Consider the following 24,227-nt stretch of genomic DNA (forward strand, 5'->3'; position numbering starts at 1 on the left):
AAAGTGATGCTTACCTGGCAGCCGGCGCGGCAGCCGCTGGCTGCGCAATGACCGGCGCCGTCACGGCAGCGGCCGCAGGCTTGGGCGCATCCAGCACGCTGGCTGGCGGGTTCAGCTTCATGGCTTCGGCCACCGCCACCTGCGACGGGCTCACGCACTCGTCGGCCAGGCGGATGCCCAGTTTCTGGTTCATCAGCATCGATTTGTTGGCCAGTTGCAGCCACACCGCACCGGCCTTCTTGTCTTCCAGGCGAATGGCACCGGTGGTGGTGGCCACCGGGAACATGCGATATTTGAAGTTCTTGCCTTGCAGGTCAAAGTAGCCGGGGGCTTTGGTGTCCGCCGTCAGCGTGACCGAAGCACCGAGTTCGCAGGGCAGGCTGCCCACATGCACGCGCTCGGCAATGGCCAGCTCGGCTGGCGTCAGCGCATCCTCGGCGGCCTCAATACCCGCCGCCACGTTTTTGGCCGCGGTTTTGAGGTTGGTGCGGTCGGCGCTGACGGCAGGTTTTTTGGCGGCAGCTGGTTTGGCCGCAGCTTTGGCGGCAGGGGCAGCAGGCTTGTCGGCCATGGTTTGCGCCGTCGCCATGCCAGGGCCTGCCAGGAAAACAGCAGCGACCATGGTGGCAGCAGTGGCAGCAAGGGTGGCGGAGTGAATGGTTATCATGCGGTGGGTGACAATCTTGGTGAGGGGATGCTCAGGAATGAGCGGTCTGGAAATAAGTCCGGGCTTCGGCGGGCAGCGCCCGGCCCGTCTGGTGCGCGCGCTCCAGCACCTGCCAGTAATAACGGTAACTCGCGCGGTCGTGCAATTTACCTTCAAAACTAATGGGAGCCCAATCGGCGCGCTCGGCAGCAGCTATTATTTTTGCAGCATCTTCAATCTCGCCCTCGCTGGGCGCAAAGGCCTCCAGGATGGGGCGGATCTGGTTGGGGTGAATGCTCCACATGCGCGTGTAGCCCAATTGGCGAGCCGCATGGCGGGCGGCCAGGGTCATGGCAGCCGTGTCATTGAACTCCGTGACAACGCAATGCGATGGCACCTTGCCATGCGCATGGCAGGCCGCCGCGATCTCGAGCTTGGCGCGCACCACCAGCGGATGCGTGAACTGGCCCTGGCTGCTCATGCCGTCTGCCGGAATCGCGCCGCCGTGGGCGGAGACAAAATCCATCAGCCCGAAACTGAGCGACTGCACGCGCGGATGCGCGGCAATTTCAAAGGCGTTGTGCACCGCCAGCGGCGATTCGATCAGCACATGCAGCGGCAAGTCGCCGGCCGATGCGGCGATCAGCGCCTGTTCTGCCCTGATCACGTCATCGACCGAGTCGACCTTGGGCACCATGATGTGCGAAAGCCGTTGCGCCAGCTTGCTGGCAATGGTGGCCATGTCGGACTCAAAAGCCGGATGGTCTACCGCATGCACGCGAACGGCCACACGGGCTTTGTCGCTGGCAAGCGTGGCCAGTGCTACCACCATGGCCGCATGATCGGCCTCGCCGCCTACGGGTGCGCCGTCTTCGCAGTCCAGCGTCACGTCAAAAACGCAGGCGCCGAACTCCTCGCACATCTCGGCCTGCAGTTGCAGGCTTTTGCGCATCCGCGCCTCCACGCCGCTGTAGTGGTCACAAACAGGCAGGACACCGCTTGCGGCCTGAGCGCCGAGGAGAACTTCGCGCGGATGAACACGGGCCCCCACGCTTGCCACTGCGTGTGCTGCGCTGCCCCCCGAGGGGCTTGTGCTTGCTTGGGGCGGCCCGGCGCGGCGCACTATGTTCACTGCTTTAGAGCAAATGGGCAACGCCTGCCTGCTCGCCTTGCAACTCTTCCAGCGTCTTGTTGATACGCTCCTGGCTGAACGCGTCAATCTCCAGGCCTTCGACCAGTTTGTACTCGCCGTTTTCGCAGGTCACGGGGAAACCGAACATCGTGTCTTTCGGAATGCCGTACTGGCCGTCCGACGGGATGCCCATGGTGACCCATTTGCCATTGGTGCCGAGAGCCCAGTCGCGCATGTGGTCGATGGCGGCGTTGGCAGCCGAGGCAGCCGACGACAGGCCGCGGGCCTCGATGATGGCGGCGCCACGCTTGCCCACGGTGGGCAGGAACACATTGGCGTTCCATTCCTGGTCGTTGATCATCTTGGCCACGCTTTCACCATTGATGGTGGCAAAACGGTAGTCGGCGTACATCGTGGGCGAGTGGTTGCCCCAGACGGTGAGTTTTTCAATGTCAGCCACGGCCTTGCCGGTCTTGGCAGCAATCTGGCTGGCGGCACGGTTGTGATCCAGGCGCAGCATGGCGGTGAAGTTCTTGCGCGGCAGGTCGGGCGCGCTCTTCATGGCGATGTAGGCGTTGGTATTGGCCGGATTGCCGACCACCAGCACCTTGACGTTGCGGCTGGCCACGGCGTTGAGGGCCTTGCCTTGCGCGGTAAAGATGGCGCCATTGACGGCCAGCAGTTCAGCGCGCTCCATGCCGGGGCCGCGCGGACGCGAACCGACCAGCAGCGCGTAGTCGGCATCCTTGAATGCGGTCATCGGGTCGCTGTGCGCCTCCATGCCGACCAGCAGCGGGAAGGCACAGTCGTCAAGCTCCATCATCACGCCCTTGAGCGCTTTCTGGGGGCCTTCAACCGGCACTTCGAGCAATTGCAGAATGACAGGCTGGTCCTTGCCGAGCATCTCGCCAGAGGCGATGCGGAACAACAAGGCATAACCGATTTGACCAGCTGCACCAGTGACGGCAACACGGACGGGTTTTTTGCTCATGATTGAGGACTCCAGGAAGTTTGAAAATCGGTTGAAAAAGGGGTGTGAACGGCGTGAGGTGTTTGGCGCCAGCCTGGAGATTTCAGGTCAATCCGGACGGGGTCGGACGGGGTTTTTACCCCAATTTACCCCCAAAACACCCCGGAACAGGCAGGCTGCGCGTTGGACTCAGCCGAAGATTTTACGCCTGAAAATGCCCGTCCGTCAATTTGTCTTATGTCTTATATAAGATATGATAAGCAGGATTAACACCGTTCTGCCATGACCGCCATTCCCGTCTCGTCCGTCGATGATTTTGCAGGTGCCACCCCGGCGTTCAGCCCGCTGTACCAGCAAATCAAAGGCTTGATCCTGCAAAGCCTGCAGTCGGGCGAGTGGAAGCCCGGCGAAGCCATTCCATCTGAAATGGAACTGGCGGCCCGCTACCGCGTCAGCCAGGGAACGGTGCGCAAGGCAATTGACGAGCTGGCCACCGACAACCTGGTGGTGCGCCGCCAGGGCAAAGGCACTTTTGTGGCCACGCATGCAGAGCAGCATGTGCAGTTCCGCTTCCTGAAGCTGGTGCCCGACTCCGGTATTCCGGGCAGCGAAGGCCCCGCCCAGCGCGACATCATCGATTGCCGGCGCATCCGCGCCAGCGCCGACATTGCACGCGCCCTGGCGCTGCGTACTGGCGACGCGGTGCTGCAGGCGCGTCGGGTGCTGAGTTTCTCCGGTACGCCCACCATTTTGGAAGACCTGTGGCTACCGGCCGCGCCCTTCAAGGGCCTGACCGCCGAGCGCCTGGCCGGCTACCACGGCCCGATGTACGCCCTGTTTGAGACCGAATTCAATGTGCGCATGGTTCGCGCCGAAGAAAAAATTCGTGCCGAGCCAGCCATAGATGGGCGTGAACTGCTATTAAAAGTTGAACGCGGCACGCCACTGCTGAGCGTGGAGCGCATTGCCTACACCTACAACGACGTCCCCATGGAGCTGCGGCGCGGCTACTACCGCACCGACACCCACCACTATCACAACACCCTGAGTTGAAACCGAAACCCCGAAACCGAAACCAAAACCCGAAGACAACAGACCCATGAAAACGATGTTTCCCCACCCAAGGCAATGTGCAAGCGGCAGCGCGGCGGGCGGCGGAAACTCAGGCCGAGCGGGACGATTTGTAAGATGCGCGCCCCAATGTGTACCCCATCAGAATTTCCACGCACTGGAACAGGGCGCATTTGCCGTTAAAACCCCCTTTTTCCGATAAAAACTTTCAGCCATAGGGCACCCGGCCCAAGATTCATGCTGCATTGCAATAGAATTTCGGGCTGAGCAGCTTTTGATGGTTACAAAGCAGTTACTCAAAAATATAGAAAGCCAAGTATGTCCGAATCAGCGACAACCGTAGCGAAGAAGCGGCCCGAGTTCCGCAACATCAACGCCTTTACCGACCTCCCCAGCTACCGCCTGCCCCTCGCCGGCCTTGTCTCCATCCTCCACCGCATCAGCGGGGCCATCATGTTTTTGCTGATGCCCTTCATCATCTGGATGTTCGACACCTCGATATCGTCGGAAATCTCCTTCTCCAAATTCAAGTCCGCATTCAACGCGGGCATGCTCGGCCTGCCGGGTTTCCTCTGGAAGCTCGTCGCGCTGGCACTGATTTGGGCCTACCTGCACCATTTCATCGCAGGGCTTCGCCACTTGTGGATGGACACCAGCCATGCGGCCGTGAGCAAGGAATTCGGCAAGTCATCAGCCGCCTTCACGCTGGCCGTGAGCATTGGCCTCACGCTCGTGCTCGGCGCCAAGCTGTTTGGCCTTTACTAACTAGAAGGAGCTCACCATGTCTGTCAATTACGGCTCCAAGCGCATTGTTGTCGGCGCTCACTATGGCCTGCGCGACTGGCTGGCCCAGCGCGTGACCGCGGCCCTGATGGCCCTGTTCACCCTGCTGGTACTGGCCCAGATCCTTTTCAGCAAAGGCCCCATCGGCTACGACAAATGGGCCGGCATTTTCTCATCGCAGTGGATGAAGGTGCTGACCTTCACCATCATCATCGCCCTGCTCTGGCACGTGTGGGTCGGCATGCGCGATATCTGGATGGACTACATCAAGCCGGTCGGGCTGCGCCTGGGCCTGCAGGTGTTCACCATGGTCTGGCTGGTGGCGTGCGCCGGCTGGGGCATCCAGGTCCTGTGGCGCCTGTGAGGCCCGTTTAAAGCACCGCTGACCGCCCCCGACTAAAAAGATTCCCAAATAAACATGACCGCTACCTCCAAACTCCCCAAGCGTAAATTTGACGTTGTGATCGTCGGTGCCGGCGGCTCCGGCATGCGCGCTTCGCTGCAGCTCGCACGCGCCGGCCTGAACGTGGCCGTGCTGTCCAAGGTGTTCCCCACGCGCTCCCATACGGTGGCCGCCCAGGGTGGCATTGGCGCCTCGCTGGGCAACATGTCGGAAGACAACTGGCACTACCACTTCTTCGACACCGTCAAGGGTTCCGACTGGCTCGGCGACCAGGACGCCATTGAATACATGTGCCGTGAAGCACCCAAGGTTGTCTATGACCTGGAACACATGGGCATGCCGTTCGACCGCAATCCGGATGGCACGATTTACCAGCGCCCGTTCGGCGGCCACACCGCCAACTACGGCGAAAAGCCGGTGCAGCGCGCCTGCGCCGCCGCCGACCGCACCGGCCACGCCATGCTGCACACGCTGTACCAGCAAAACGTCAAGGAAAAGACCAGCTTCTTTGTGGAATGGCTGGCCATGGACCTGATCCGCGACGCCGATGGCGATGTCGTGGGCGTGACCGCACTGGAAATGGAAACCGGTGACGTGCATATCTTCGAAGCCAAGACCACCCTGCTCGCAACAGGTGGCGCCGGCCGCATTTTTGCGGCCTCCACCAACGCGTTCATCAACACCGGCGACGGCCTGGGCATGGCCGCGCGTGCCGGCATCCCGCTGGAAGACATGGAGTTCTGGCAGTTCCACCCCACCGGCGTGCATGGCGCCGGCGTGCTGCTGACCGAGGGCTGCCGCGGCGAAGGCGCCATTTTGCGCAACAGCAACGGCGAACGCTTCATGGAGCGCTATGCGCCCGCCTACAAGGATCTGGCGCCGCGTGACTACGTGTCGCGCTGCATGGACCAGGAGATCAAGGAAGGCCGCGGCTGCGGCCCCAACAAGGACTACATCAACCTCGACATGACCCACCTGGGCGCCGAGACCATCATGAAGCGCCTGCCGTCGGTGTTCGAGATTGGCCACAACTTTGCCAACGTCGACATCACCAAGGAACCGATTCCCGTGGTGCCCACCATCCATTACCAGATGGGCGGCATTCCGACCAACATCCATGGCCAGGTGGTCACCCAGAACGCTGACAACAAGAGCGAAGTTGTCAACGGCCTTTATGCCGTGGGCGAATGCTCCTGCGTCAGTGTGCACGGTGCCAACCGCCTGGGCACCAATTCGCTGCTGGACCTGCTGGTGTTCGGCCGCGCTGCCGGCAACCACATTGTTGAGTTCAACAACGCCAACAAAACGCACAAACCGCTGCCGGCCGACGCGGCAGACTTGACGCTGGCGCGTATTGCACGGCTGGACAACGCGAGCGGCGGCGAGTACGCCCAGGATGTGGCCAACGACATCCGCACGGCCATGCAGACGCATGCCGGCGTGTTCCGCACCCAAGCCCTGATGGACGAGGGCGTCACCAAAATCGCTGCCTTGCGCGAACGTGTGAAGAACATCGGCCTGAAGGACAAGTCAAAAATCTTCAACACCGCACGCATCGAAGCGCTGGAAGTTGAAAACCTGATCGAGGCGGCAGAGGCCACCATCGTGTCGGCGGCCGCCCGCCACGAAAGCCGTGGCGCGCACTCGGTCGATGACTACGGCGATACGCCAGAGCATCCCAACGGCCGCAACGACACCGACTGGCACAAGCACACGCTGTGGCACAGCGAGGGCAGCCGCCTGAGCTACAAGCCCGTGCAGATGAAGCCGCTGACGGTTGAATCCGTGCCACTCAAAGTGCGCAGCTTCTAAGCGCAAGCCAAGCGAACCAGTCAAGCCAACAAGACCGCGAGAAACGCCCCATGTCAAAACGTACCTTCCAGATCTACCGCTACGACCCGGACACCGACGCCAAGCCCTACATGCAGACCATCGAGGTGGAGCTCGACGGCAGCGAGCGCATGTTGCTGGACGCCCTGATGAAGCTCAAGGCGCAGGATCCGAGCATCAGCTTTCGCCGCTCCTGCCGCGAAGGCGTTTGCGGCTCCGACGCGATGAACATCAACGGCAAGAATGGCCTGGCCTGCCTGACCAACATGCGCACGCTGCCCGGCACCATTGTCCTGAAGCCGCTGCCCGGCCTGCCCGTGGTGCGCGACCTGATTGTCGACATGACGCAGTTCTTCAAGCAATACAACTCGATCAAGCCCTACCTGATCAACGACAACCTGCCGCCCGAAAAAGAGCGCCTGCAAAGCCCCGAGGAGCGCGACGAGCTCAACGGCCTCTACGAGTGCATCCTGTGCGCCAGCTGCTCCACCTCCTGCCCCAGCTTCTGGTGGAATCCCGACAAGTTCGTCGGCCCCGCCGGCCTGCTGCAGGCTTACCGTTTCATTGCCGACAGCCGCGATGAAGCCACGGCCGAGCGGCTCGACAACCTGGAAGACCCGTACCGGCTGTTCCGCTGCCACACCATCATGAACTGCGTCGATGTCTGCCCCAAGGGCCTGAATCCGACCCGAGCCATTGGCAAGATCAAGGAAATGATGGTCCTGCGCGCAGTCTGATCAATTATTTGGCATGATTGGCATGGAAGCCCCTGACGTTTTGCTCGATGAGCGCGCCCTGAGCAAGCTCAAGTGGCGCTGCCGCCGGGGCCTGCTGGAAAACGACCTGCTGATCGAAAAGTTCTTTTCCCGCCACGAAGCGACGCTCAGCGTCAGGCAGGCAAAAGGCTTGAATGATTTAATGGACTTGTCCGACAACGATTTGCTGGACCTGCTGTTAAAACGTCGGGAACCTGACCAGCTTCCCGATGCTGATGCGTTGGCAAGCGCCTGTACTTCGGAAGCGCTTGAGGTTTTAAATTTGCTGCGCACCGCAGCGGCCGGCCGCGTGGCTGTTTCCATGTGATTTGATACGAAAGAAGCGAGAAATGAAGCTAGCTGACAACAAAGCCACCCTGTCCTTCAGCAACGGCAGCCCCAGCGTCGATTTGCCCGTTTACCACGGCAGTGTGGGCCCGGACGTTGTGGATATTCGCAAGCTGTATGCCCAGACAGGCATGTTCACCTATGACCCCGGTTTCCTGTCAACGGCCTCCTGCCAGTCGGCGATCACCTACATCGACGGCGACAAGGGCGAACTGCTGTACCGCGGCTATCCCATCGAGCAGCTTGCCACCAACTGCGATTACCTCGAAACCTGCCACCTGCTGCTGTACGGCGAGCTGCCCAATGCCAACCAGAAAAAGGATTTCGTCGGCCGCGTGACCAACCACACCATGGTCAACGAGCAGATGCAGTTCTTCCTGCGCGGCTTCCGCCGTGACGCGCACCCGATGGCCATCATGACCGGCCTGGTCGGCGCGCTGTCGGCCTTCTATCACGACAGTACCGACATCACCAACCCCGAGCACCGCGAGATCGCCGCGATCCGGTTGATTGCCAAGATGCCGACGCTGGTCGCCATGGCCTACAAGTACACCGTGGGCCAGCCCTACATGTACCCGAAGAACAACCTGAGCTACGCCGGCAACTTCCTGCACATGATGTTTGCCACGCCCTGCGAAGAGTACAAGGTCAGCCCGGTGCTGGAACGCGCACTCGACCGCATCTTCATCCTGCACGCAGACCATGAGCAGAACGCCTCGACCTCCACGGTTCGCCTGTGCGGCTCGTCGGGCACCAACCCGTTTGCCGCCATTGCGGCCGGCGTGGCCTGCCTGTGGGGTCCGGCCCACGGCGGCGCCAACGAAGCTGCGCTGAACATGCTCGGCGACATCCAGAAAAATGGCGGCGTCGAGAAAATCGGCGACTTCATCAAACAGGTCAAGGACAAGAACTCCGGCGTCAAGCTGATGGGCTTCGGTCACCGCGTTTACAAAAACTACGATCCGCGCGCCAAGCTGATGCAGGAAACCTGCAAGGAAGTGCTGCACGAGATGGGCCTGGAAAACGACCCGCTGTTCAAGCTGGCGATGGCCCTGGAAAAAATCGCGCTGGAAGACGACTACTTCGTGTCCCGCAAACTCTACCCCAACGTGGATTTCTACTCCGGCATCGTGCAACGCGCCATCGGCATTCCCGTGCCGCTGTTCACCGCGATCTTCGCGCTGGCCCGCACCGTGGGCTGGATCGCCCAGCTCAACGAGATGATTGGTGATCCCGAGTACAAGATCGGCCGTCCACGCCAACTCTTCACCGGCTCGACCCCGCGTGACGTCAAGCCCATGGCCCAGCGTTAACGACCGGGGTACCCGCCCCAGACGTTTCTACAGAGCCCGCCCGATGGCAACATTGGCGGGCTTTTTGTATTTTTGTATCTTTACTGCCCTTCATCCGAAAAAACACCCCCATGGCCCCCATCCAGACCGCCGCCGAACTGCGCCAGGCCCTTGCCGGGGCAGCCGCCCCCCGGGCCTGCACTTGTGCACTGGGGGCCTGCGCCGGCTGGGAAAGCCTGGCCGAATACCGCTGGGAAGTGCAGCAGATGACCCAGGTCGCGACGCTGCGCGACCCTGCGCTTGACGAGCCCACCCTGGAAGAGCGGCACCCCCAAGGCACCCGTTACGAATCGCCCAATGCCCCGATTGCCGTGTCGTTTTTCCCGTACAACCGCTGCGATGTCTGGCATTGCGCCCGGTGCGACCGCCACCTGCTGCGCTATACCGAGTTTGGTGGCTACAACGTGGACCACCGGGTCCGGGTCCTGGCCCCCGACAACATCATCGACTGATCGGACCGAAACCGGTCGAAATTTTCGATAGCGACCCAACCCCGTATTGCCGGGGTCCCAGTCCACCGGCACGCCACCCATCGCATACCGCGATGACGGGATGATGGATATTGGCTCAAAATACAGGGGAACATCGTGAACCGCGATGACTTTAACCCTCATGAAAAGCTCGGAACGCAACTTCGCCCGCCGCATTGACCTCACTTCGCTGCAATTGTTTGTCGCGGTGTGCGAGCTCGGCAGTATCGGCAAGGCGGCAGAACGCGAATTCATTGCGGCGTCGGCCGTCAGCAAGCGCCTCAGCGACCTGGAGGCTGCGCTGGACACGCCGCTGCTGTACCGCCACACCCGTGGCGTGGACCTGACACCCGCCGGGCAAAGCCTGTTGCACCATGCGCGGTCCGTGCTTTTCAGCCTGGAAAAAATGCAGGGCGAGCTCAGCGAGTACGCCGCCGGCGTGCGCGGCCATGTGCGGGTGCACGCCAGCATTTCGGCGATCGTGCAGTTTTTACCCGAAGACCTGGGCGCCTTCATCCGCCGCCATTCCGAAATCAAGATTGACCTGGAAGAACACCTGAGCACCGAAGTCGTGCGCGCCGTGCAGGAAGGCGCTGCGGACCTGGGCATCTGCAACACCGCCGATGGGGTGGGCGGCCTGCAGACACTGCCGTACCGGCACGACCAGCTGGTACTGATCGTGCCGCGCGGGCATGTGCTGGGCGCGCGGGACGCCATCGCTTTTGAAGACAGCCTGGAGTTCGACCACGTGGGCCTGCACTCCAACAGCTCGATTTACCTGGCGATGCGGCAAGCCGCTACGGCGCTGGGCCGTACCATCAAGCTGCGCATCCATGTCACGGGCCTGGACGCCATGTGCCGCATGATCCACAACGGCCTGGGCGTGGGCGTGATGCCGCAGCGCGCATTCGAGCTCATGCATGACGTGGGGGAACTTGAATCCATCGCCCTCACGGATGACTGGGCAGCACGCCAGATCCAGCTCGTGGCGCGGGATTTTTCCACCCTGCCCCTGACTGCCCGCCTGCTGGTCGAGCACCTGACCCAGCCCGCGCCCGCCGCGAAGCCCGAAAAAACGCTTGCAAAAACCACAATGGCGGGTGCCCGTTCACCCGCCTAAAATTGAAAACCACGAAGGAAAACCATGGGACGCACCCTCTACGACAAAATCTGGGACGAGCACGTTGTTCACACCGAAGAAGACGGCACGTCCATTCTTTATATTGATCGCCACCTGGTGCATGAAGTCACCAGCCCGCAGGCCTTTGAAGGACTGCGCGAAGCCGGCCGCAAGGTCTGGCGCATCAGCTCCATTGTGGCGACGGCCGACCACAACACCCCCACCACCGGTTGGGAGCTCGGCTACGACGGCATCACCGATCTGGTCAGCAAGGAACAGATCACCACGCTGGACGCCAATATCAAGGAATTCGGCGCGGCGGCCTTCTTTCCCTTCCTTTCCAAACGCCAGGGCATCGTGCACGTCATCGGCCCCGAAAGCGGCGCCACCCTGCCCGGCATGACGGTGGTCTGCGGCGACTCGCACACCTCCACCCACGGCGCATTCGGCGCGCTGGCGCACGGCATCGGCACCAGCGAGGTCGAGCACGTGATGGCCACGCAGACCCTGCTGGCCAAAAAGGCCAAGAACATGCTGATCAAGGTCGAAGGCACGCTGCCCAGGGGCTGCACCGCCAAGGACATCGTGCTGGCCATCATCGGCAAGATCGGCACCGCGGGCGGTACCGGCTACACCATTGAATTTGCCGGCTCGGCGATTCGCGCGCTCAGCATGGAAGGCCGCATGACGGTCTGCAACATGGCGATTGAAGGCGGCGCCCGCGCCGGCCTGGTGGCGGTTGACCAGAAAACCATTGACTACGTGAAGGGCCGCCTGCTGGCGCCCACCGGTGTCGAGTGGGACCAGGCCGTGCAGTACTGGGCCACGCTGCACTCGGATGCCGACGCGAAATTTGACGCCGTGGTCGAACTCGACGCCAGCCAGATCCTGCCGCAGGTCACCTGGGGCACGTCCCCTGAAATGGTGCTGTCGATTGAAGACCGTGTGCCGGACCCCGACAAGGAAAAAGACGCCAACAAACGTGGTGCCATCGAGCGAGCGCTGACTTACATGGGCCTGCAACCGGGCAAGGCGCTGAACGACCTCTACGTCGACAAGGTGTTCATCGGCTCCTGCACCAACAGCCGCATCGAAGACATGCGCGAAGCCGCCGCGATCGTCAAAAAGCTCGGCCAGAAGGTCGCCAAGAACGTCAAGCTGGCCATGGTGGTGCCGGGCTCCGGACTCGTGAAGGAGCAAGCTGAGCGTGAAGGCCTGGACAAGATTTTTGTGGCCGCTGGCTTTGAGTGGCGCGAACCCGGCTGCTCCATGTGCCTGGCCATGAATGCCGACCGGCTGGAGCCCGGCGAACGCTGCGCCTCCACCAGCAACCGCAACTTTGAAGGGCGTCAGGGCGCCGGCGGCCGTACCCACCTGGTGAGCCCGGCCATGGCGGCGGCGGCGGCCGTGCATGGCCATTTTGTCGACGTGCGTAAATTTGTCTGAACCGAGTCACACATGCAAAAATTCACCGTACACAAGGGCCTCGTGGCACCGATGGACCGCGAGAACGTCGACACCGACGCCATCATCCCCAAGCAATTCCTCAAATCCATCCGCAAGACCGGCTTTGGCCCCAACCTGTTTGACGCGTGGCGCTACCTGGATGCCGGCTTTCCCGGGCAGGACCCGGCCAGCCGCAAGCCCAACCCGGACTTCGTGCTGAACCAGCCGCGCTACGCCGGCGCCTCCATCCTGCTGGCACGCAAGAACTTCGGCTGCGGTTCCTCGCGCGAGCATGCGCCGTGGGCGCTCGACCAGTATGGCTTTCGCGCCATCATCGCGCCGAGCTATGCCGACATCTTCTTCAACAACAGCTTCAAGAACGGCCTGCTGCCCATCGTGCTGTCCGAAGCGCAGGTGTCCCAGCTGTTCGACGAGGCGTTCGCGTTCCCGGGCTACCAGCTCACGGTGGACCTGGAACGGCAAGTGATCGTCAAGCCCCAAGGCGAAGAGCTGCCTTTCGATGTGCAGGCTTTCCGCAAATACTGCCTGCTCAACGGTCTGGACGACATCGGCCTGACCTTGCGCCAGAGCGACAAGATCAAGGCATTTGAAGCCGAGCGCCTCGCGAAGAAGCCCTGGCTCAACCACACCATCCCGGGTTGATCAGCCGGTATTTTTCAGCCAAATCATGCTTTTGCCCAGTAAATATGGGCGTTAGCAGCTATAAAAAAGATAGTAACCATGAAAATCGCAATTCTCCCGGGTGACGGCATTGGTACCGAAATCGTCGCGGAAGCGGTCAAGGTCCTGAACGTTCTGGACCTAAAGCTTGAAACCGAAACCGCGCTGGTGGGCGGCGCCGCCTACGAGGCCCATGGTCACCCCCTGCCCGAAGCCACCCTGAAGCTCGCCAAGGACGCCGACGCCGTGCTGTTTGGCGCAGTCGGTGACTGGAAATATGACAAGCTGGACCGTCCGCTGCGTCCCGAGCAGGCGATTTTGGGCCTGCGCAAAAACCTGGGCCTGTTTGCCAATTTCCGGCCGGCCATCTGCTACGAACAGCTGACACACGCCTCCAGCCTCAAGCCCGAGCTGGTGGCGGGCCTGGACATCCTCATCATCCGCGAGTTGACCGGCGATATCTACTTCGGCCAGCCGCGCGGCCGCCGTGTGGCCACCGATGGGCACTTTCCCGGTGCGGAGGAAGCCTTTGACACCATGCGCTACTCGCGCCCCGAGATCGAACGCATCGCCCATGTGGCCTTCCAGGCGGCGCGCAAGCGTGGCAAGCGCGTCACCAGCGTCGACAAGGCCAATGTGCTCGAGACCTTCCAGCTCTGGAAAGACGTTGTGACGGAAATCGGGCTGCAGTACCCCGACGTGGCGCTGGACCACATGTACGTGGACAACGCCGCCATGCAGCTGGTCAAGGCACCCAAGAAATTTGACGTGGTGGTCACGGGCAACATGTTTGGTGACATTCTGTCGGACGCCGCCGCCATGCTGACCGGCAGCATCGGCATGCTGCCTTCGGCCAGCCTGAATGACAAAAACCAGGGCCTGTACGAGCCCAGCCACGGCAGTGCGCCCGACATCGCGGGCAAGGGTGTGGCCAACCCCCTGGCCACCATTTTGAGCGCCGCGATGATGCTGCGCTTCAGCCTGAACCAGCCCGAAGCCGCCGCGCGCATTGAAAAAGCCGTGGATGCGGTGCTCAGCCAGGGGCTGCGCACACCCGACATTTACAGCGAAGGCACGACCAAGGTCGGTACCGTGCAAATGGGCGATGCCGTCGTGAAGGCGCTCGGCTGACGTTTTTTTGCCGCAAACCGGCTCAAACCATCGCGTTGCCGGGGGTTTGAGCCAGCCGTCAGCCGTGCGAAGCCCAAGCTTGGCTACAATCAGCACCATGTGTAAAAACCCCGCACCCATCCGCTGCACTGCCGCCTCGCGCGCGCTCAGCGCTGCGCCGGTTTTTGCCCAGATCACCAAAACGACCACCATTAAAGGCTGACAAGCCCGGTTCGTCGTGCCCGCCGGCTCGATGAGCCGGGTCAAAAAGCCTGTTTTTCGTACTTTTTGAAGGGCAATTCCATGAAACTCAAAGGCAATCTCACAGGACTCGTTGGCTGGCGCGGCATGGTCGGCTCGGTGCTGATCGACCGCATGCAGGCCGAAGGCGACTTCGACCTGATCGAGCCGGTTTTCTTTTCCACCTCCAATGCCGGCGGCAAAGCCCCGGCCCAGGCCAAGAACGAAACCACGCTCAAGAATGCCTTTGACATCGAGGCGCTCAAGAAGTGCGACGTCATCATCACCGCACAAGGCGGCGATTACACCTCCGAAGTATTTCCCAAGCTGCGCGCTGCGGGCTGGAAAGGCCACTGGATCGATGCGGCCTCCACGCTGCGCATGAACGATGACGCCGTGATCATCCTGGATCCGGTCAACCTGCCCGTGATCCAGAATGCGCTTGCCAGGGGCGGCAACAACTGGATCGGCGGCAACTGCACGGTCAGCTGCATGCTGATGGGCGTGGGCGCACTGTACAAGGCCGGGCTCGTCGAATGGATGACCAGCATGACCTACCAGGCCGCTTCGGGTGGCGGCGCGCAGCATATGCGCGAGTTGCTGACGCAGTTCGGCACGCTCAACAGCGACGTCAAGGCGCTGCTGGACGACCCGAAATCGGCCATCCTCGAAATCGACCGGCGGATCCTGGCCAAGCAGCAGTCGCTGAGCGCCGGCGAAACCGCCAACTTCGGCGTCCCGCTGGGTGGTTCGCTCATCCCCTGGATCGACAAGGACCTGGGCAACGGCATGAGCAAGGAAGAATGGAAGGGCGGCGCCGAGACCAACAAGATCCTGGGCCAGGGCGCGGCCTTTGGCACGGCCGAAACGCCGGTCGACGGCTTCTGCGTGCGCATTGGCGCCATGCGCTGCCACAGCCAGGCGCTGACCTTCAAGCTCAAGAAAGACGTGCCGCTGGCCGACATCGAAGCCCTGATCGCCGCCGACAATGACTGGGTCAAGGTCGTGCCCAATACGCGCGAAGCCTCCATCAAGGACCTGACACCGGTGGCCGTGACCGGCACCATGCAGATCCCCGTGGGGCGTCTACGCAAGCTGGCCATGGGCCCGGACTATTTGGGCGCCTTCACCGTCGGCGACCAGCTGCTCTGGGGGGCTGCCGAGCCGTTGCGCCGCATGCTGCGCATCCTGCTGCAGGCTTGAACGCAGGCACGGACGGGCGGCCGGGAGGCACCCCGTCCGTCCGTAACCACTTGTCACAGGTCGTTGTCGTCAGACAACATCTGAAACTTGTAAGTTGATGCTAACTCGCCGTGTCAAAACTTAAGTGGTGTCTTAGCTTGTCAGCCTAATGCCTTGATGTTATGGTTGTTTTTCGAAAATTCGCATTGAGGTTTTTGTGCGCCTAAGCAGAATAAAGTTACATGCAACCCCAGCAATCGAGGATCAAAAACCCATGAATCATCGTGGTCGTTGGCGTATTGGTGCTCTGGCGAGCGCTATTGCATTGCTGGGTAGCCTGGCAAGTCTGGAAGCACATGCCCTGGCGTTGGGCCGAATAACGGTTCAATCGGCGCTGGGGGAACCCCTTCGCGCAGAAATCGACATCGCGGACATCACTGCAGACGAGGCCTCCAGCCTGAAGGCGGGTGTCGCATCTGCCGACACCTTCAAGGCAGCAGGGCTTGAATACACCACCGCGCTGTCTGGCCTGCAGATCAACCTGCAGCGCCGCGCCGATGGCCGGGCTTATTTGCGCCTGACCAGCAGCCGACCCGTGAACGAGCCGTTTGTCGACCTCATCCTTGAGGCCAGCTGGGCGTCCGGACGGATCACCCGCGACTACACCATGCTGTTTGACCCGCCCAACCTGCGGTCCGCAGGCACGGCTGTCACGCCAACCGCACCCCAGTTGTCACGGCCGGTCGCACCGAGTACCGCAGCGCCAGCCCGGGGAACGACTTCCCCTCCAGCCACACCGCCAGCCCCACCCGCAGCCAAAGCCGCGCCGGCTGACAAAGCCCCCGTGGGCGACAAACAGCTGACGGTCAAGGCCGGAGATACCGCCGGGAAGATCGCTGCCGAGAACAAACCCGCCAGCGTATCGCTGGACCAGATGCTCGTGGCCATGCTCAGGAGCAATCCGAACGCATTCATCGGCGGCAACATCAACCGGCTCAAATCCGGCGCCGTGCTGGAAATGCCCAGCGCGGAAACAGCCAGCGCGATTTCACCGCGCGAAGCCACGCAAACCATCGTTGCCCAAAGCAGGGATTTCAACAGCTTCCGGCGCAAACTCGCCGAAGGCGTGCCAACCGCCCAGGTAGCCGATGCCGACAGGCAGGCCGGCGGAAAAGTTCAGGCCAAGGTGGAGGATCGCACACCGGCAACCACCACCCCCGACAAGCTGACGCTGTCCAAAGGTGCGGTTCAGGGCAAAGCAGCAACCGAAGACAAGATAGCCAAAGACAGGCAAGCCCAGGACGCCTCCACCCGCGTGGCGGAGCTGTCCAAAAACATCAGCGATCTCAACAAGCTGGGCGTTACCCCCGCTCCGGTGGCAGCTGCCAGCGCCGCCAAGGCGCCCGGCGTTGCCTTGCCCGCGCCGTCGGGCCTTGCGGCACCCGCACCTGCACCTGTGCCCCCTGCGGCTGTGGCGGCCAATTCAGCCCAACCTGGCACCACCGGCAGCGCTGTATCAACACCAGCGGCTCCAGCTTCTGCAGCCATCGCGGTCCCGGCCGTCCCCGCGGCCAGTGCCGCGGACAGCAGCACAAATATTGCGGCGGCGGCCGTCACCCCGGCTTCTGCAGCCGGAGCATTGCCTCCGGTGGCTGCGGCTGCTCCCCCCAAGAAGCCCGTGGTGGTCGCTCCTCCACCCCCGGAACCCAGCCTGGTGGACGGTTTGCTGGAGAACCCGCTGACCCTGCCGCTGGCCGGCGGCCTGCTGGCCCTGCTGGCCGGCTTCGGTTTTTACCGCTACCGCCAGCGCGGCAACCCCGCCCAGGTTGACAGCTCCTTCCTGGAAAGCCGCCTGCAACCCGACTCCTTCTTTGGCGCCAGCGGTGGCCAGCGCATCGATACCAACGAGGGCAACGCCACGGGATCGTCCCTCGTGTACTCGCCCAGCCAGCTCGATGCGGCCGGCGATGTGGATCCAGTGGCCGAGGCCGATGTTTACCTGGCCTACGGACGAGACTTGCAGGCTGAGGAAATCCTCAAGGAAGCCCTGCGCACCAGCCCGACGCGCGTGGCCATCCATGCCAAACTGATGGAAATCTATGCCAAGCGCCGCGACACCAAGGCCTTTGAGACCGTGGCGGTCGAGGCCTTCAACCTGACGCAGGGCAATGGCCCGGACTGGGCGTATATCAGCGAAATGGGCCGTGAACTGGATCCGGGCAACCCGATGTACCAGCCTGGCGGACAACCCATGGCCGGAGGCAAAGGCAGCGGCGCAGCCGCTTTCAATACTGCTTCCGGCACGGTCGCCAGAGCAGCCCAGCCTGCACCTGCCGCCCCCGTGACGCCGCCTGTGGTGGATGTCGATCTCGACCTCGATTTCTCGCTGGGCGATGCAGAAGACGCGGCGACCACCCCGGTTGCCTCGCCCCCCCCTCCGGTACGATCGACGCCCCCCCGGCCGCCAGAGCCGCCTGTGGCAGCGAAGCCCGCCCCCGCGCCAGCTCCCGCCTTGCCCGACCTTGACATGGATTTCGGCAGTGCCACTGTCTCGCTGCCCGAGATAGCGGCCCCTGCACCGGTATCCAAGCCTGCCGCAGCGCCGGCGCTCGAGATGGACTTCCCCTCCGCGGGACTGGACTTCACCCCCGAGCCCATAGCTGCCCCGAAGCCGGTCCTGGCCACCAAGGCCGCCGCCGCGCCTGCGCCAGCCGCTTCCGACAGCGGCATGCTGGAATTTGACCTCGGTTCGCTGTCGCTGGACCTGGACGACGGCCCCGCAACTGAAAGCCCGATTCACACCCAGGCAGCCGCGTCCAACGATCCGCTGGAAACCAAGTTCCAGCTGGCCGAGGAATTCCGCTCCCTGGGTGATCCGGACGGCGCGCGGTCCCTGGCCGAAGAGGTGCTGGCCGAAGCCAAAGGGCCGCTGAAGGTCAAAGCGCAGGCGTTTCTCAACGCCCTGGCGTGAACCCGGGGTGGTATTGCAGGCCGGCCTGAGCGCCTCGCGTTCGCTGGCCGAGAAGGTTTCCCCGTGAGGATTGCGCTCGGTATCAGTTACAGCGGCAGCGCCTATGAAGGCTGGCAAAGCCAGCTGTCGGGCAACACGGTACAGGACAAGCTGGAGCTGGCACTGGGCAAATTTGCCGCCCGGCCCGTGCGTACCCTGTGCGCCGGCCGCACCGATGCCGGCGTTCACGGGCTGATGCAGGTCGTGCACTTTGACACCGTCCTGCACCGTGACATGGGGTCATGGATCCGCGGCACCAACACCTTTTTGCCTTCCGACATCGCGGTGCAGTGGGCACGCGAAGTTCCTGACGCGTTTCATTGCCGAGGCAGTGCCATTGCACGCCGCTACGCCTACGTGGTGCTGGAATCACCCGTGCGACCCAGCGTGGAGGCCGGACGTGTCGGCTGGGTCTACCGGCCGCTGGACGGTGCGGCGATGCGGCAGGCCATCACGCACCTGGTTGGCGAGCATGACTTCAGCTCCTTTCGGGCAGCGCAATGCCAGGCCAAATCGCCCGTCAAAACCATCAACCGGATCGAAATTTCGGAGCGTGCCGGTACCGGTTCAAAGTACTGGCGCTTCGAGTTCGAGGCCAACGCCTTTTTGCATCACATGATCCGCAACATCATGGGCTGCCTGGTCGCCATAGGTCAAGGCAGCCATGAGCCTGGCTGGCTCCTGGAGGTGATGGCCGCACGCAGCCGGGATGCCGCCGCCCCCACCTTTTCACCCAACGGCCTCTATTTCCTGGGGCCTGTCTATGAAGACCACTATGGCCTGCCAAATCGCACGGCAGCTTATGATTGGTTGCCATGATTGCCCCCACGCTTTTCACTTCGTGTAATGCGCTGCCCCCCGAGGGGGCCGCTGCGCCTGCGGCCCGGCTAAGCCGGTTCCGCGGCCCCTGCTGGCAAGTAGGCGCTCCCCGTTCAACGACTTCGCATTCTCGATCGTCAATAGCCCCGTCTAGGGATACCACATGACGCCATCAATCCGTACCCGCATCAAGATCTGCGGCCTGACGCGGGAAGAAGATGTGGATGCGGCTGTGGCCGCGGGCGCAGATGCGGTCGGTTTTGTCATGTATGAGCCCAGCCCGCGTTATGTGACGGTGGAACGAGCCGCCGAACTGGCCCGCCGCTTGCCGCCCTTCGTCACGCCGGTGCTGCTCTTCGTCAACGCACCACTTGCAAAAATCATGGCTGCCTGCGCCCATATTCCCTCGGCCTTGCTGCAGTTTCATGGTGATGAAACGCCTGAAGTCTGCCTGCAGGCGGGCCGGCCCTTCATGCGCGCCGCCCGTATCCCGCTGGGCGAACATGCCGCGGCAGACCCCGCCGGAAACCAGGGTCGCTTCGATCTCGTAAAATATGCCGAAGATTTCAAGACAGCCCAAGCCATCCTGCTCGACGCCCATGTCGAGGGCTATGGCGGCGGCGGGAAAGCATTCAACTGGTCACTTCTTCCTCCAAGCGTCAGCGCTCACCTCGTTTTGTCTGGTGGATTGACGCCTGCAAATGTGACCGATGGCATTTTGCAAGTCAGGCCGCGCTGTAAAACGCTGGCCGTTGATGTGAGCTCAGGCGTCGAGATTTCCAAAGGAATCAAAAGCGCCGACAAAATCAACCAATTTGTCGCATCCGTTCGCGCGGCCGACGAACAACTTGCAAGAAACCCTCCTAGCCATGTTCGACTATCACCAACCTGACGTTTCCGGGCATTTCGGAATTTACGGCGGCAGCTTCATTTCCGAGACTCTGACCCATGCGGTCAATGAGCTGAAAGACGCCTACGCCAAATACCAGAACGACCCGGAATTCCTCGCCGAATTCCATTCCGAGCTGAAGCATTTTGTGGGCCGCCCTTCCCCCATCTACCACGCGGCCCGCATGAGCCGCGAACAGGGCGGCGCGCAGATTTACCTCAAGCGCGAAGACCTCAACCACACCGGTGCACACAAAATCAACAACACCATCGGCCAGGCCATGCTGGCACGCCGCATGGGCAAGCCGCGTGTGATTGCCGAAACCGGCGCCGGCCAGCACGGCGTGGCCACCGCCACCATTTGTGCGCGCTACGGCCTCGAATGCGTGGTCTACATGGGCAGCGAAGACGTCAAACGTCAGAGCCCCAACGTCTACCGCATGAAGCTGCTGGGTGCCACCGTGGTGCCGGTTGAAAGCGGCAGCAAGACGCTGAAAGACGCGCTGAATGAAGCGATGCGCGACTGGGTTGCCAATGTGGACAACACCTTTTACATCATCGGCACCGTGGCGGGCCCGCACCCCTACCCCATGATGGTTCGCGATTTCCAGAGCGTGATTGGCACGGAATGCCTGGCGCAGATGCCCGAATTCATCGGCAAGCCCCAACCCGACGCGGTGGTGGCCTGCGTGGGCGGCGGCAGCAATGCCATGGGCATTTTTTATCCTTACATTCCCTATGAAACAACACGCTTGATCGGCGTGGAAGCCGCCGGCGAAGGCATGGACAGCGGCAAGCACTCGGCTTCGCTGCAGCGCGGCCTGCCCGGTGTGCTGCATGGCAACCGTACCTATGTCTTGCAAAACGAAGACGGCCAGGTTACCGAAACGCACAGCATCAGTGCGGGGCTGGACTACCCTGGCGTGGGCCCGGAGCATGCGTTTCTCAAAGACATCGGCCGGGCCGAATATGTCGGCATCACCGACGCCGAGGCGCTGGAAGCGTTCCACTACCTGTGCCGTACCGAAGGCATCATTCCTGCGCTGGAATCCAGCCACGCCGTGGCCTGCGCCATGAAAATGGCCAGAACCATGCGCAGCGACCAGAGCATTCTGGTCAACCTCTCGGGCCGGGGCGACAAGGACATCGGCACGGTGGCCGATTTGTCGGGGGCTGACTTTTATGACCGGCCTTCGATGCGCGGCCATGCCGTCAAGGGCAGCGAACAGTCAAAGGAATTTTCCGACGGGCCGCCCCTGGGAAAATTAGCCCCTTCTGGTGATGAAAGGGGCAGCGCACCGCCGAAGGCACACGAAGCGACAAGCGTGGGGGCCAGGAAATGAGCCGCATCAGCGCCACGTTCGCCAACCTGAAAAGCCAGGGCCGCAAGGCCCTGATTCCCTATGTGACGGCGGGTTTCCCGTTTGCCGACATCACCCCCGAGTTAATGCACAGCATGGTGGCCGGCGGCGCCGATGTGATTGAGCTGGGTGTGCCCTTCTCGGACCCGAGCGCCGACGGCCCGGTGATCCAGAAAGCGGGCGAAAAAGCCCTGGCCCTTGGCATCGGCCTGGCTCAGGTGCTGGAGATGGTACGCATCTTCCGCCAAAAAGACGGTGCCACGCCGGTGGTCCTGATGGGCTATGCCAACCCCGTCGAACGTTACGACATCAAGCATGGCGGCAGCGCAACGGAAAGCGCCTTTATCCGCGATGCCGCAAAAGCGGGTGTGGACGGCGTGCTGATCGTCGACTATCCGCCCGAGGAATGCGTCGAATTTGCTGCCCGGCTGCGCGCGCACGGCATGGACCTGATCTTCTTGCTGGCACCCACTTCTACCTCCGCACGCATGGCGCAGGTTGCCGAAGTTGCCAGCGGCTATGTGTATTACGTCTCACTCAAGGGCGTGACCGGCGCGGGCACCCTGGACGTGGACGCCGTGGAAGCCATGCTGCCGCGCATCCGCCAGCACGTGAACGTTCCTGTGGGCGTGGGTTTTGGCATTCGCGACGCAGCCACCGCCAAAGCCGTCGGCAAGGTGGCGGACGCGGTCGTGATCGGCAGCAAGATCATCCAGCTGATAGAAAACCAGCCGCGGGACAAGGTTGCGACCGTGGCCCATGACTTTCTGAAAGAAATCCGTACTGCTCTGGACTGATTTTTGACCCGCCAAACCCGGCGCATAATTGCGTTTTTCGCGCGCCTGCAGCCGCAGCGACAGTGAAACAGCGTAGCGCAGACGCATCCCAACAAGGACTGACACCATGTCTTGGTTAGAAAAACTACTTCCTCCAAAAATCAGCCCGACCGATCCGACCGAGCGCCGCAGCGTGCCCGAAGGACTGTGGATCAAATGCCCCAGTTGCGAGGCCGTGCTGTACAAGACCGATCTGGAAAAGAACCAGAACGTCTGCCCGCAATGCAGCCACCACCACCGCATTGGCGCGCGTGCCCGGCTGGATGCGTTTCTCGACGCCGAAGGCCGCTATGAGCTGGGCCAGGAAGTGCTGCCGGTGGATGCGCTCAAGTTCAAAGACAGCCGCAAGTACCCCGAGCGCCTGAAAGAAGCGCTGGAAAACACCGGTGAAACCGATGCGCTCATCGTGATGGGCGGCGCCGTGCACAGCATTGCCGTCGTGGTTGCGTGCTTTGAATTTGATTTCATGGGTGGCAGCATGGGCAGCGTGGTCGGCGAGCGCTTTGTGCGCGGCGTGCACGCGGCCATCGAGCAGAAAGTGCCCTTCATCTGCTTCACCGCCACCGGAGGCGCGCGCATGCAGGAGGGCCTGCTGAGTCTGATGCAGATGGCCAAGACCAATGCGGCGCTGACCCGCCTGGCCAAAAAAGGCCTGCCTTACGTGAGCGTGCTGACCGACCCGACCATGGGCGGCGTGAGCGCCGGCTTTGCCTTTGTCGGCGATATCGTGATTGCCGAGCCCAAGGCGCTGATCGGTTTTGCCGGCCCGCGCGTCATCGAGTCCACCGTGCGCGTGACCCTGCCAGAGGGCTTTCAGCGCGCCGAGTTCCTGCAGACCAAAGGGGCCGTCGACTTTATTTGCGACCGGCGCGAATTGCGCAAGACGGTGGCGAGCTCGCTGGCCATGCTGCTCAGGCAGCCGGCCGACGCCGTCAGCTGAACCCTGTAACCCGGCCCCGTTCACCGCGCCTGTTCTGCGCCTCTCGCGAAAGCGCTGCCGCGGGCACGAAATAGCCCCCTTTTGGGTTGGGCACATCTGGCAGCGGCCAGGAGCAGGGAAATGCGGGCGTGGGATGATGTCATTCAACGTAATTTGACGCATGACGCCATGTCCGAAACCTTGACCCTGACCTCCCTGCCGCTGTTTCCCCTGGGCACGGTGCTCTACCCCGGCGGCCTGCTGCCCCTGCGGATTTTTGAAGTCCGCTACCTCGACATGATCGGCAAATGCCACAAGGCGGGCGCACCTTTTGGCGTGGTCTCGCTGACCGAAGGCTCGGAGGTCCGCCGGCCCGACAATGCCGGGCCCGGCGGTGACGGCTTTGCGCACGAAGCCTTCAGCACGGTCGGCACCCTGGCCACGATCACCGAATTTTCAGTCCCGCAAGCCGGCTTGATGGTGATTCGCTGCACCGGGACCCAGCGTTTTACGATTTCCAGCAGCGAAAAAATGAAACACGGTCTGTGGATCGCCAATGTCACGCGCCAGGACGACGATATCGCCGTGAAGATCCCGGAAGACCTGCAGGACACCGCCAACGCGCTCGGCAAGCTGATCCAGACCCTGCAGACGCGCGGCGTGCCGGCCGGGCAAATGCCCATGTACCCGCCCTACAGGCTCGACGACTGCGGCTGGGTCGCCAACCGCTGGTGTGAATTGCTGCCGATCTCGCTCCAGCTCAAACAACGCCTGATGGAACTGGACAACCCGCTGCTCAGGCTTGAATTGGTGAGCGACATCCTGGGCCGCAGCGGCATCTCCGCTTAACGCCTG

The 24,227-nt window shown here is 62.3% G+C and carries 23 protein-coding genes; 20 read left to right on the top strand and 3 right to left on the bottom strand.

What is annotated here, in order from left to right; all coding sequences use genetic code 11:
- Positions 1 to 10 precede the first annotated feature (10 nt).
- The 3 genes from AC1DUB_RS01130 to AC1DUB_RS01140 are packed head-to-tail and all read right to left on the bottom strand — an operon-like array spanning position 11 to position 2,769.
- Positions 11 to 667: a hypothetical protein gene (locus AC1DUB_RS01130; protein ID WP_477727931.1), complete on the bottom strand. Its 657-nt coding sequence runs from the start codon at positions 665 to 667 to the stop codon at positions 11 to 13.
- Positions 668 to 698: 31 nt separating this feature from the next.
- Entirely contained in the window at positions 699 to 1,769 is a 1,071-nt protein-coding gene (locus tag AC1DUB_RS01135) for an HpcH/HpaI aldolase/citrate lyase family protein (RefSeq protein WP_477728083.1), read from the bottom strand.
- Between the two features lie 13 nt (positions 1,770 to 1,782).
- On the bottom strand, positions 1,783 to 2,769 hold the full coding sequence (locus AC1DUB_RS01140; RefSeq protein ID WP_477721943.1) for a malate dehydrogenase: 987 nt from the start codon (positions 2,767 to 2,769) through the stop codon (positions 1,783 to 1,785).
- Positions 2,770 to 3,030: 261 nt separating this feature from the next.
- On the opposite strand from AC1DUB_RS01140, the gene AC1DUB_RS01145 reads away from it, so the two are divergent.
- The 20 genes from AC1DUB_RS01145 to AC1DUB_RS01240 all read left to right on the top strand — a co-directional run bounded on the left by AC1DUB_RS01145 (position 3,031) and on the right by AC1DUB_RS01240 (position 24,221).
- Entirely contained in the window at positions 3,031 to 3,801 is a 771-nt protein-coding gene (locus AC1DUB_RS01145; RefSeq protein ID WP_477727932.1) for a GntR family transcriptional regulator, read from the top strand.
- Positions 3,802 to 4,137: 336 nt separating this feature from the next.
- Positions 4,138 to 4,584 carry a succinate dehydrogenase, cytochrome b556 subunit gene (sdhC, locus tag AC1DUB_RS01150; RefSeq protein WP_477727933.1) on the top strand — a complete coding sequence of 149 codons (447 nt, stop codon included), beginning with the start codon at positions 4,138 to 4,140 and terminating at the stop codon, positions 4,582 to 4,584.
- Between the two features lie 16 nt (positions 4,585 to 4,600).
- Positions 4,601 to 4,966, top strand: a complete 366-nt coding sequence (gene sdhD / locus AC1DUB_RS01155; RefSeq protein ID WP_011484500.1) for a succinate dehydrogenase, hydrophobic membrane anchor protein — start codon at positions 4,601 to 4,603, stop codon at positions 4,964 to 4,966.
- 54 nt (positions 4,967 to 5,020) lie between these two features.
- Complete coding sequence (gene sdhA / locus AC1DUB_RS01160) at positions 5,021 to 6,817, top strand: succinate dehydrogenase flavoprotein subunit (protein WP_477727934.1); 1,797 nt, start codon at positions 5,021 to 5,023, stop codon at positions 6,815 to 6,817.
- Between the two features lie 50 nt (positions 6,818 to 6,867).
- On the top strand, positions 6,868 to 7,572 hold the full coding sequence (locus tag AC1DUB_RS01165; protein WP_305636524.1) for a succinate dehydrogenase iron-sulfur subunit: 705 nt from the start codon (positions 6,868 to 6,870) through the stop codon (positions 7,570 to 7,572).
- Positions 7,573 to 7,594: 22 nt separating this feature from the next.
- On the top strand, positions 7,595 to 7,918 hold the full coding sequence (locus AC1DUB_RS01170) for an FAD assembly factor SdhE (RefSeq protein ID WP_477727935.1): 324 nt from the start codon (positions 7,595 to 7,597) through the stop codon (positions 7,916 to 7,918).
- Between the two features lie 22 nt (positions 7,919 to 7,940).
- Positions 7,941 to 9,251 carry a citrate synthase gene (gene gltA / locus AC1DUB_RS01175; RefSeq protein WP_477727936.1) on the top strand — a complete coding sequence of 437 codons (1,311 nt, stop codon included), beginning with the start codon at positions 7,941 to 7,943 and terminating at the stop codon, positions 9,249 to 9,251.
- A gap of 110 nt (positions 9,252 to 9,361) precedes the next feature.
- Complete coding sequence (locus AC1DUB_RS01180; RefSeq protein WP_477727937.1) at positions 9,362 to 9,742, top strand: hypothetical protein; 381 nt, start codon at positions 9,362 to 9,364, stop codon at positions 9,740 to 9,742.
- A gap of 160 nt (positions 9,743 to 9,902) precedes the next feature.
- Positions 9,903 to 10,880 carry a LysR family transcriptional regulator gene (locus AC1DUB_RS01185; protein ID WP_477727938.1) on the top strand — a complete coding sequence of 326 codons (978 nt, stop codon included), beginning with the start codon at positions 9,903 to 9,905 and terminating at the stop codon, positions 10,878 to 10,880.
- Positions 10,881 to 10,904: 24 nt separating this feature from the next.
- Positions 10,905 to 12,326, top strand: coding sequence for a 3-isopropylmalate dehydratase large subunit (gene leuC / locus AC1DUB_RS01190; protein ID WP_477727939.1), 1,422 nt, complete (start codon positions 10,905 to 10,907; stop codon positions 12,324 to 12,326).
- Between the two features lie 12 nt (positions 12,327 to 12,338).
- Positions 12,339 to 12,989: a 3-isopropylmalate dehydratase small subunit gene (leuD, locus tag AC1DUB_RS01195; RefSeq protein WP_477727940.1), complete on the top strand. Its 651-nt coding sequence runs from the start codon at positions 12,339 to 12,341 to the stop codon at positions 12,987 to 12,989.
- Positions 12,990 to 13,067: 78 nt separating this feature from the next.
- Positions 13,068 to 14,138 carry a 3-isopropylmalate dehydrogenase gene (gene leuB / locus AC1DUB_RS01200; RefSeq protein WP_477727941.1) on the top strand — a complete coding sequence of 357 codons (1,071 nt, stop codon included), beginning with the start codon at positions 13,068 to 13,070 and terminating at the stop codon, positions 14,136 to 14,138.
- A 282-nt stretch (positions 14,139 to 14,420) separates the two neighbouring features.
- Entirely contained in the window at positions 14,421 to 15,560 is a 1,140-nt protein-coding gene (gene asd / locus AC1DUB_RS01205) for an aspartate-semialdehyde dehydrogenase (protein WP_477727942.1), read from the top strand.
- Positions 15,561 to 15,813: 253 nt separating this feature from the next.
- A complete protein-coding gene (locus tag AC1DUB_RS01210; RefSeq protein WP_477727943.1) occupies positions 15,814 to 18,510 on the top strand; it encodes a FimV/HubP family polar landmark protein in 2,697 nt (898 codons plus the stop codon).
- Positions 18,511 to 18,573: 63 nt separating this feature from the next.
- A complete protein-coding gene (gene truA / locus AC1DUB_RS01215; protein ID WP_477727944.1) occupies positions 18,574 to 19,368 on the top strand; it encodes a tRNA pseudouridine(38-40) synthase TruA in 795 nt (264 codons plus the stop codon).
- Between the two features lie 163 nt (positions 19,369 to 19,531).
- On the top strand, positions 19,532 to 20,260 hold the full coding sequence (locus AC1DUB_RS01220; RefSeq protein WP_477727945.1) for a phosphoribosylanthranilate isomerase: 729 nt from the start codon (positions 19,532 to 19,534) through the stop codon (positions 20,258 to 20,260).
- A complete protein-coding gene (trpB, locus tag AC1DUB_RS01225; RefSeq protein ID WP_477720274.1) occupies positions 20,238 to 21,599 on the top strand; it encodes a tryptophan synthase subunit beta in 1,362 nt (453 codons plus the stop codon). The genes AC1DUB_RS01220 and trpB overlap by 23 nt, the downstream gene beginning before the upstream one ends.
- Positions 21,596 to 22,414 (top strand): tryptophan synthase subunit alpha, encoded by an 819-nt coding sequence (gene trpA, locus AC1DUB_RS01230; RefSeq protein ID WP_477720275.1) that lies wholly within the window; start codon positions 21,596 to 21,598, stop codon positions 22,412 to 22,414. The genes trpB and trpA overlap by 4 nt, the downstream gene beginning before the upstream one ends.
- Before the next feature lie 106 nt (positions 22,415 to 22,520).
- Complete coding sequence (gene accD / locus AC1DUB_RS01235) at positions 22,521 to 23,393, top strand: acetyl-CoA carboxylase, carboxyltransferase subunit beta (RefSeq protein WP_477720276.1); 873 nt, start codon at positions 22,521 to 22,523, stop codon at positions 23,391 to 23,393.
- 168 nt (positions 23,394 to 23,561) lie between these two features.
- Positions 23,562 to 24,221: an LON peptidase substrate-binding domain-containing protein gene (locus AC1DUB_RS01240; protein ID WP_477720277.1), complete on the top strand. Its 660-nt coding sequence runs from the start codon at positions 23,562 to 23,564 to the stop codon at positions 24,219 to 24,221.
- The last annotated feature ends 6 nt before the right edge of the window (positions 24,222 to 24,227 follow it).

This window comes from Polaromonas sp. P4_F9 (assembly GCF_056401235.1).

Excerpts from the sequence above, each read along its gene's own strand:
- asd (WP_477727942.1), top strand. The coding sequence starts at position 14,421 with ATGAAACTCAAAGGCAATCTCACAGGACTCGTTGGCTGGCGCGGCATG.
- AC1DUB_RS01170 (WP_477727935.1), top strand. The coding sequence starts at position 7,595 with ATGGAAGCCCCTGACGTTTTGCTCGATGAGCGCGCCCTGAGCAAGCTC.
- leuB (WP_477727941.1), top strand. The coding sequence starts at position 13,068 with ATGAAAATCGCAATTCTCCCGGGTGACGGCATTGGTACCGAAATCGTC.
- AC1DUB_RS01165 (WP_305636524.1), top strand. The coding sequence starts at position 6,868 with ATGTCAAAACGTACCTTCCAGATCTACCGCTACGACCCGGACACCGAC.
- AC1DUB_RS01210 (WP_477727943.1), top strand. The coding sequence starts at position 15,814 with ATGAATCATCGTGGTCGTTGGCGTATTGGTGCTCTGGCGAGCGCTATT.
- AC1DUB_RS01180 (WP_477727937.1), top strand. The coding sequence starts at position 9,362 with ATGGCCCCCATCCAGACCGCCGCCGAACTGCGCCAGGCCCTTGCCGGG.
- AC1DUB_RS01130 (WP_477727931.1), bottom strand. The coding sequence starts at position 667 with ATGATAACCATTCACTCCGCCACCCTTGCTGCCACTGCTGCCACCATG.
- AC1DUB_RS01145 (WP_477727932.1), top strand. The coding sequence starts at position 3,031 with ATGACCGCCATTCCCGTCTCGTCCGTCGATGATTTTGCAGGTGCCACC.
- trpA (WP_477720275.1), top strand. The coding sequence starts at position 21,596 with ATGAGCCGCATCAGCGCCACGTTCGCCAACCTGAAAAGCCAGGGCCGC.
- AC1DUB_RS01140 (WP_477721943.1), bottom strand. The coding sequence starts at position 2,769 with ATGAGCAAAAAACCCGTCCGTGTTGCCGTCACTGGTGCAGCTGGTCAA.
- AC1DUB_RS01185 (WP_477727938.1), top strand. The coding sequence starts at position 9,903 with ATGAAAAGCTCGGAACGCAACTTCGCCCGCCGCATTGACCTCACTTCG.
- trpB (WP_477720274.1), top strand. The coding sequence starts at position 20,238 with ATGTTCGACTATCACCAACCTGACGTTTCCGGGCATTTCGGAATTTAC.
- AC1DUB_RS01220 (WP_477727945.1), top strand. The coding sequence starts at position 19,532 with ATGACGCCATCAATCCGTACCCGCATCAAGATCTGCGGCCTGACGCGG.
- AC1DUB_RS01240 (WP_477720277.1), top strand. The coding sequence starts at position 23,562 with ATGTCCGAAACCTTGACCCTGACCTCCCTGCCGCTGTTTCCCCTGGGC.
- sdhA (WP_477727934.1), top strand. The coding sequence starts at position 5,021 with ATGACCGCTACCTCCAAACTCCCCAAGCGTAAATTTGACGTTGTGATC.
- leuD (WP_477727940.1), top strand. The coding sequence starts at position 12,339 with ATGCAAAAATTCACCGTACACAAGGGCCTCGTGGCACCGATGGACCGC.
- sdhC (WP_477727933.1), top strand. The coding sequence starts at position 4,138 with ATGTCCGAATCAGCGACAACCGTAGCGAAGAAGCGGCCCGAGTTCCGC.
- accD (WP_477720276.1), top strand. The coding sequence starts at position 22,521 with ATGTCTTGGTTAGAAAAACTACTTCCTCCAAAAATCAGCCCGACCGAT.
- gltA (WP_477727936.1), top strand. The coding sequence starts at position 7,941 with ATGAAGCTAGCTGACAACAAAGCCACCCTGTCCTTCAGCAACGGCAGC.
- leuC (WP_477727939.1), top strand. The coding sequence starts at position 10,905 with ATGGGACGCACCCTCTACGACAAAATCTGGGACGAGCACGTTGTTCAC.
- sdhD (WP_011484500.1), top strand. The coding sequence starts at position 4,601 with ATGTCTGTCAATTACGGCTCCAAGCGCATTGTTGTCGGCGCTCACTAT.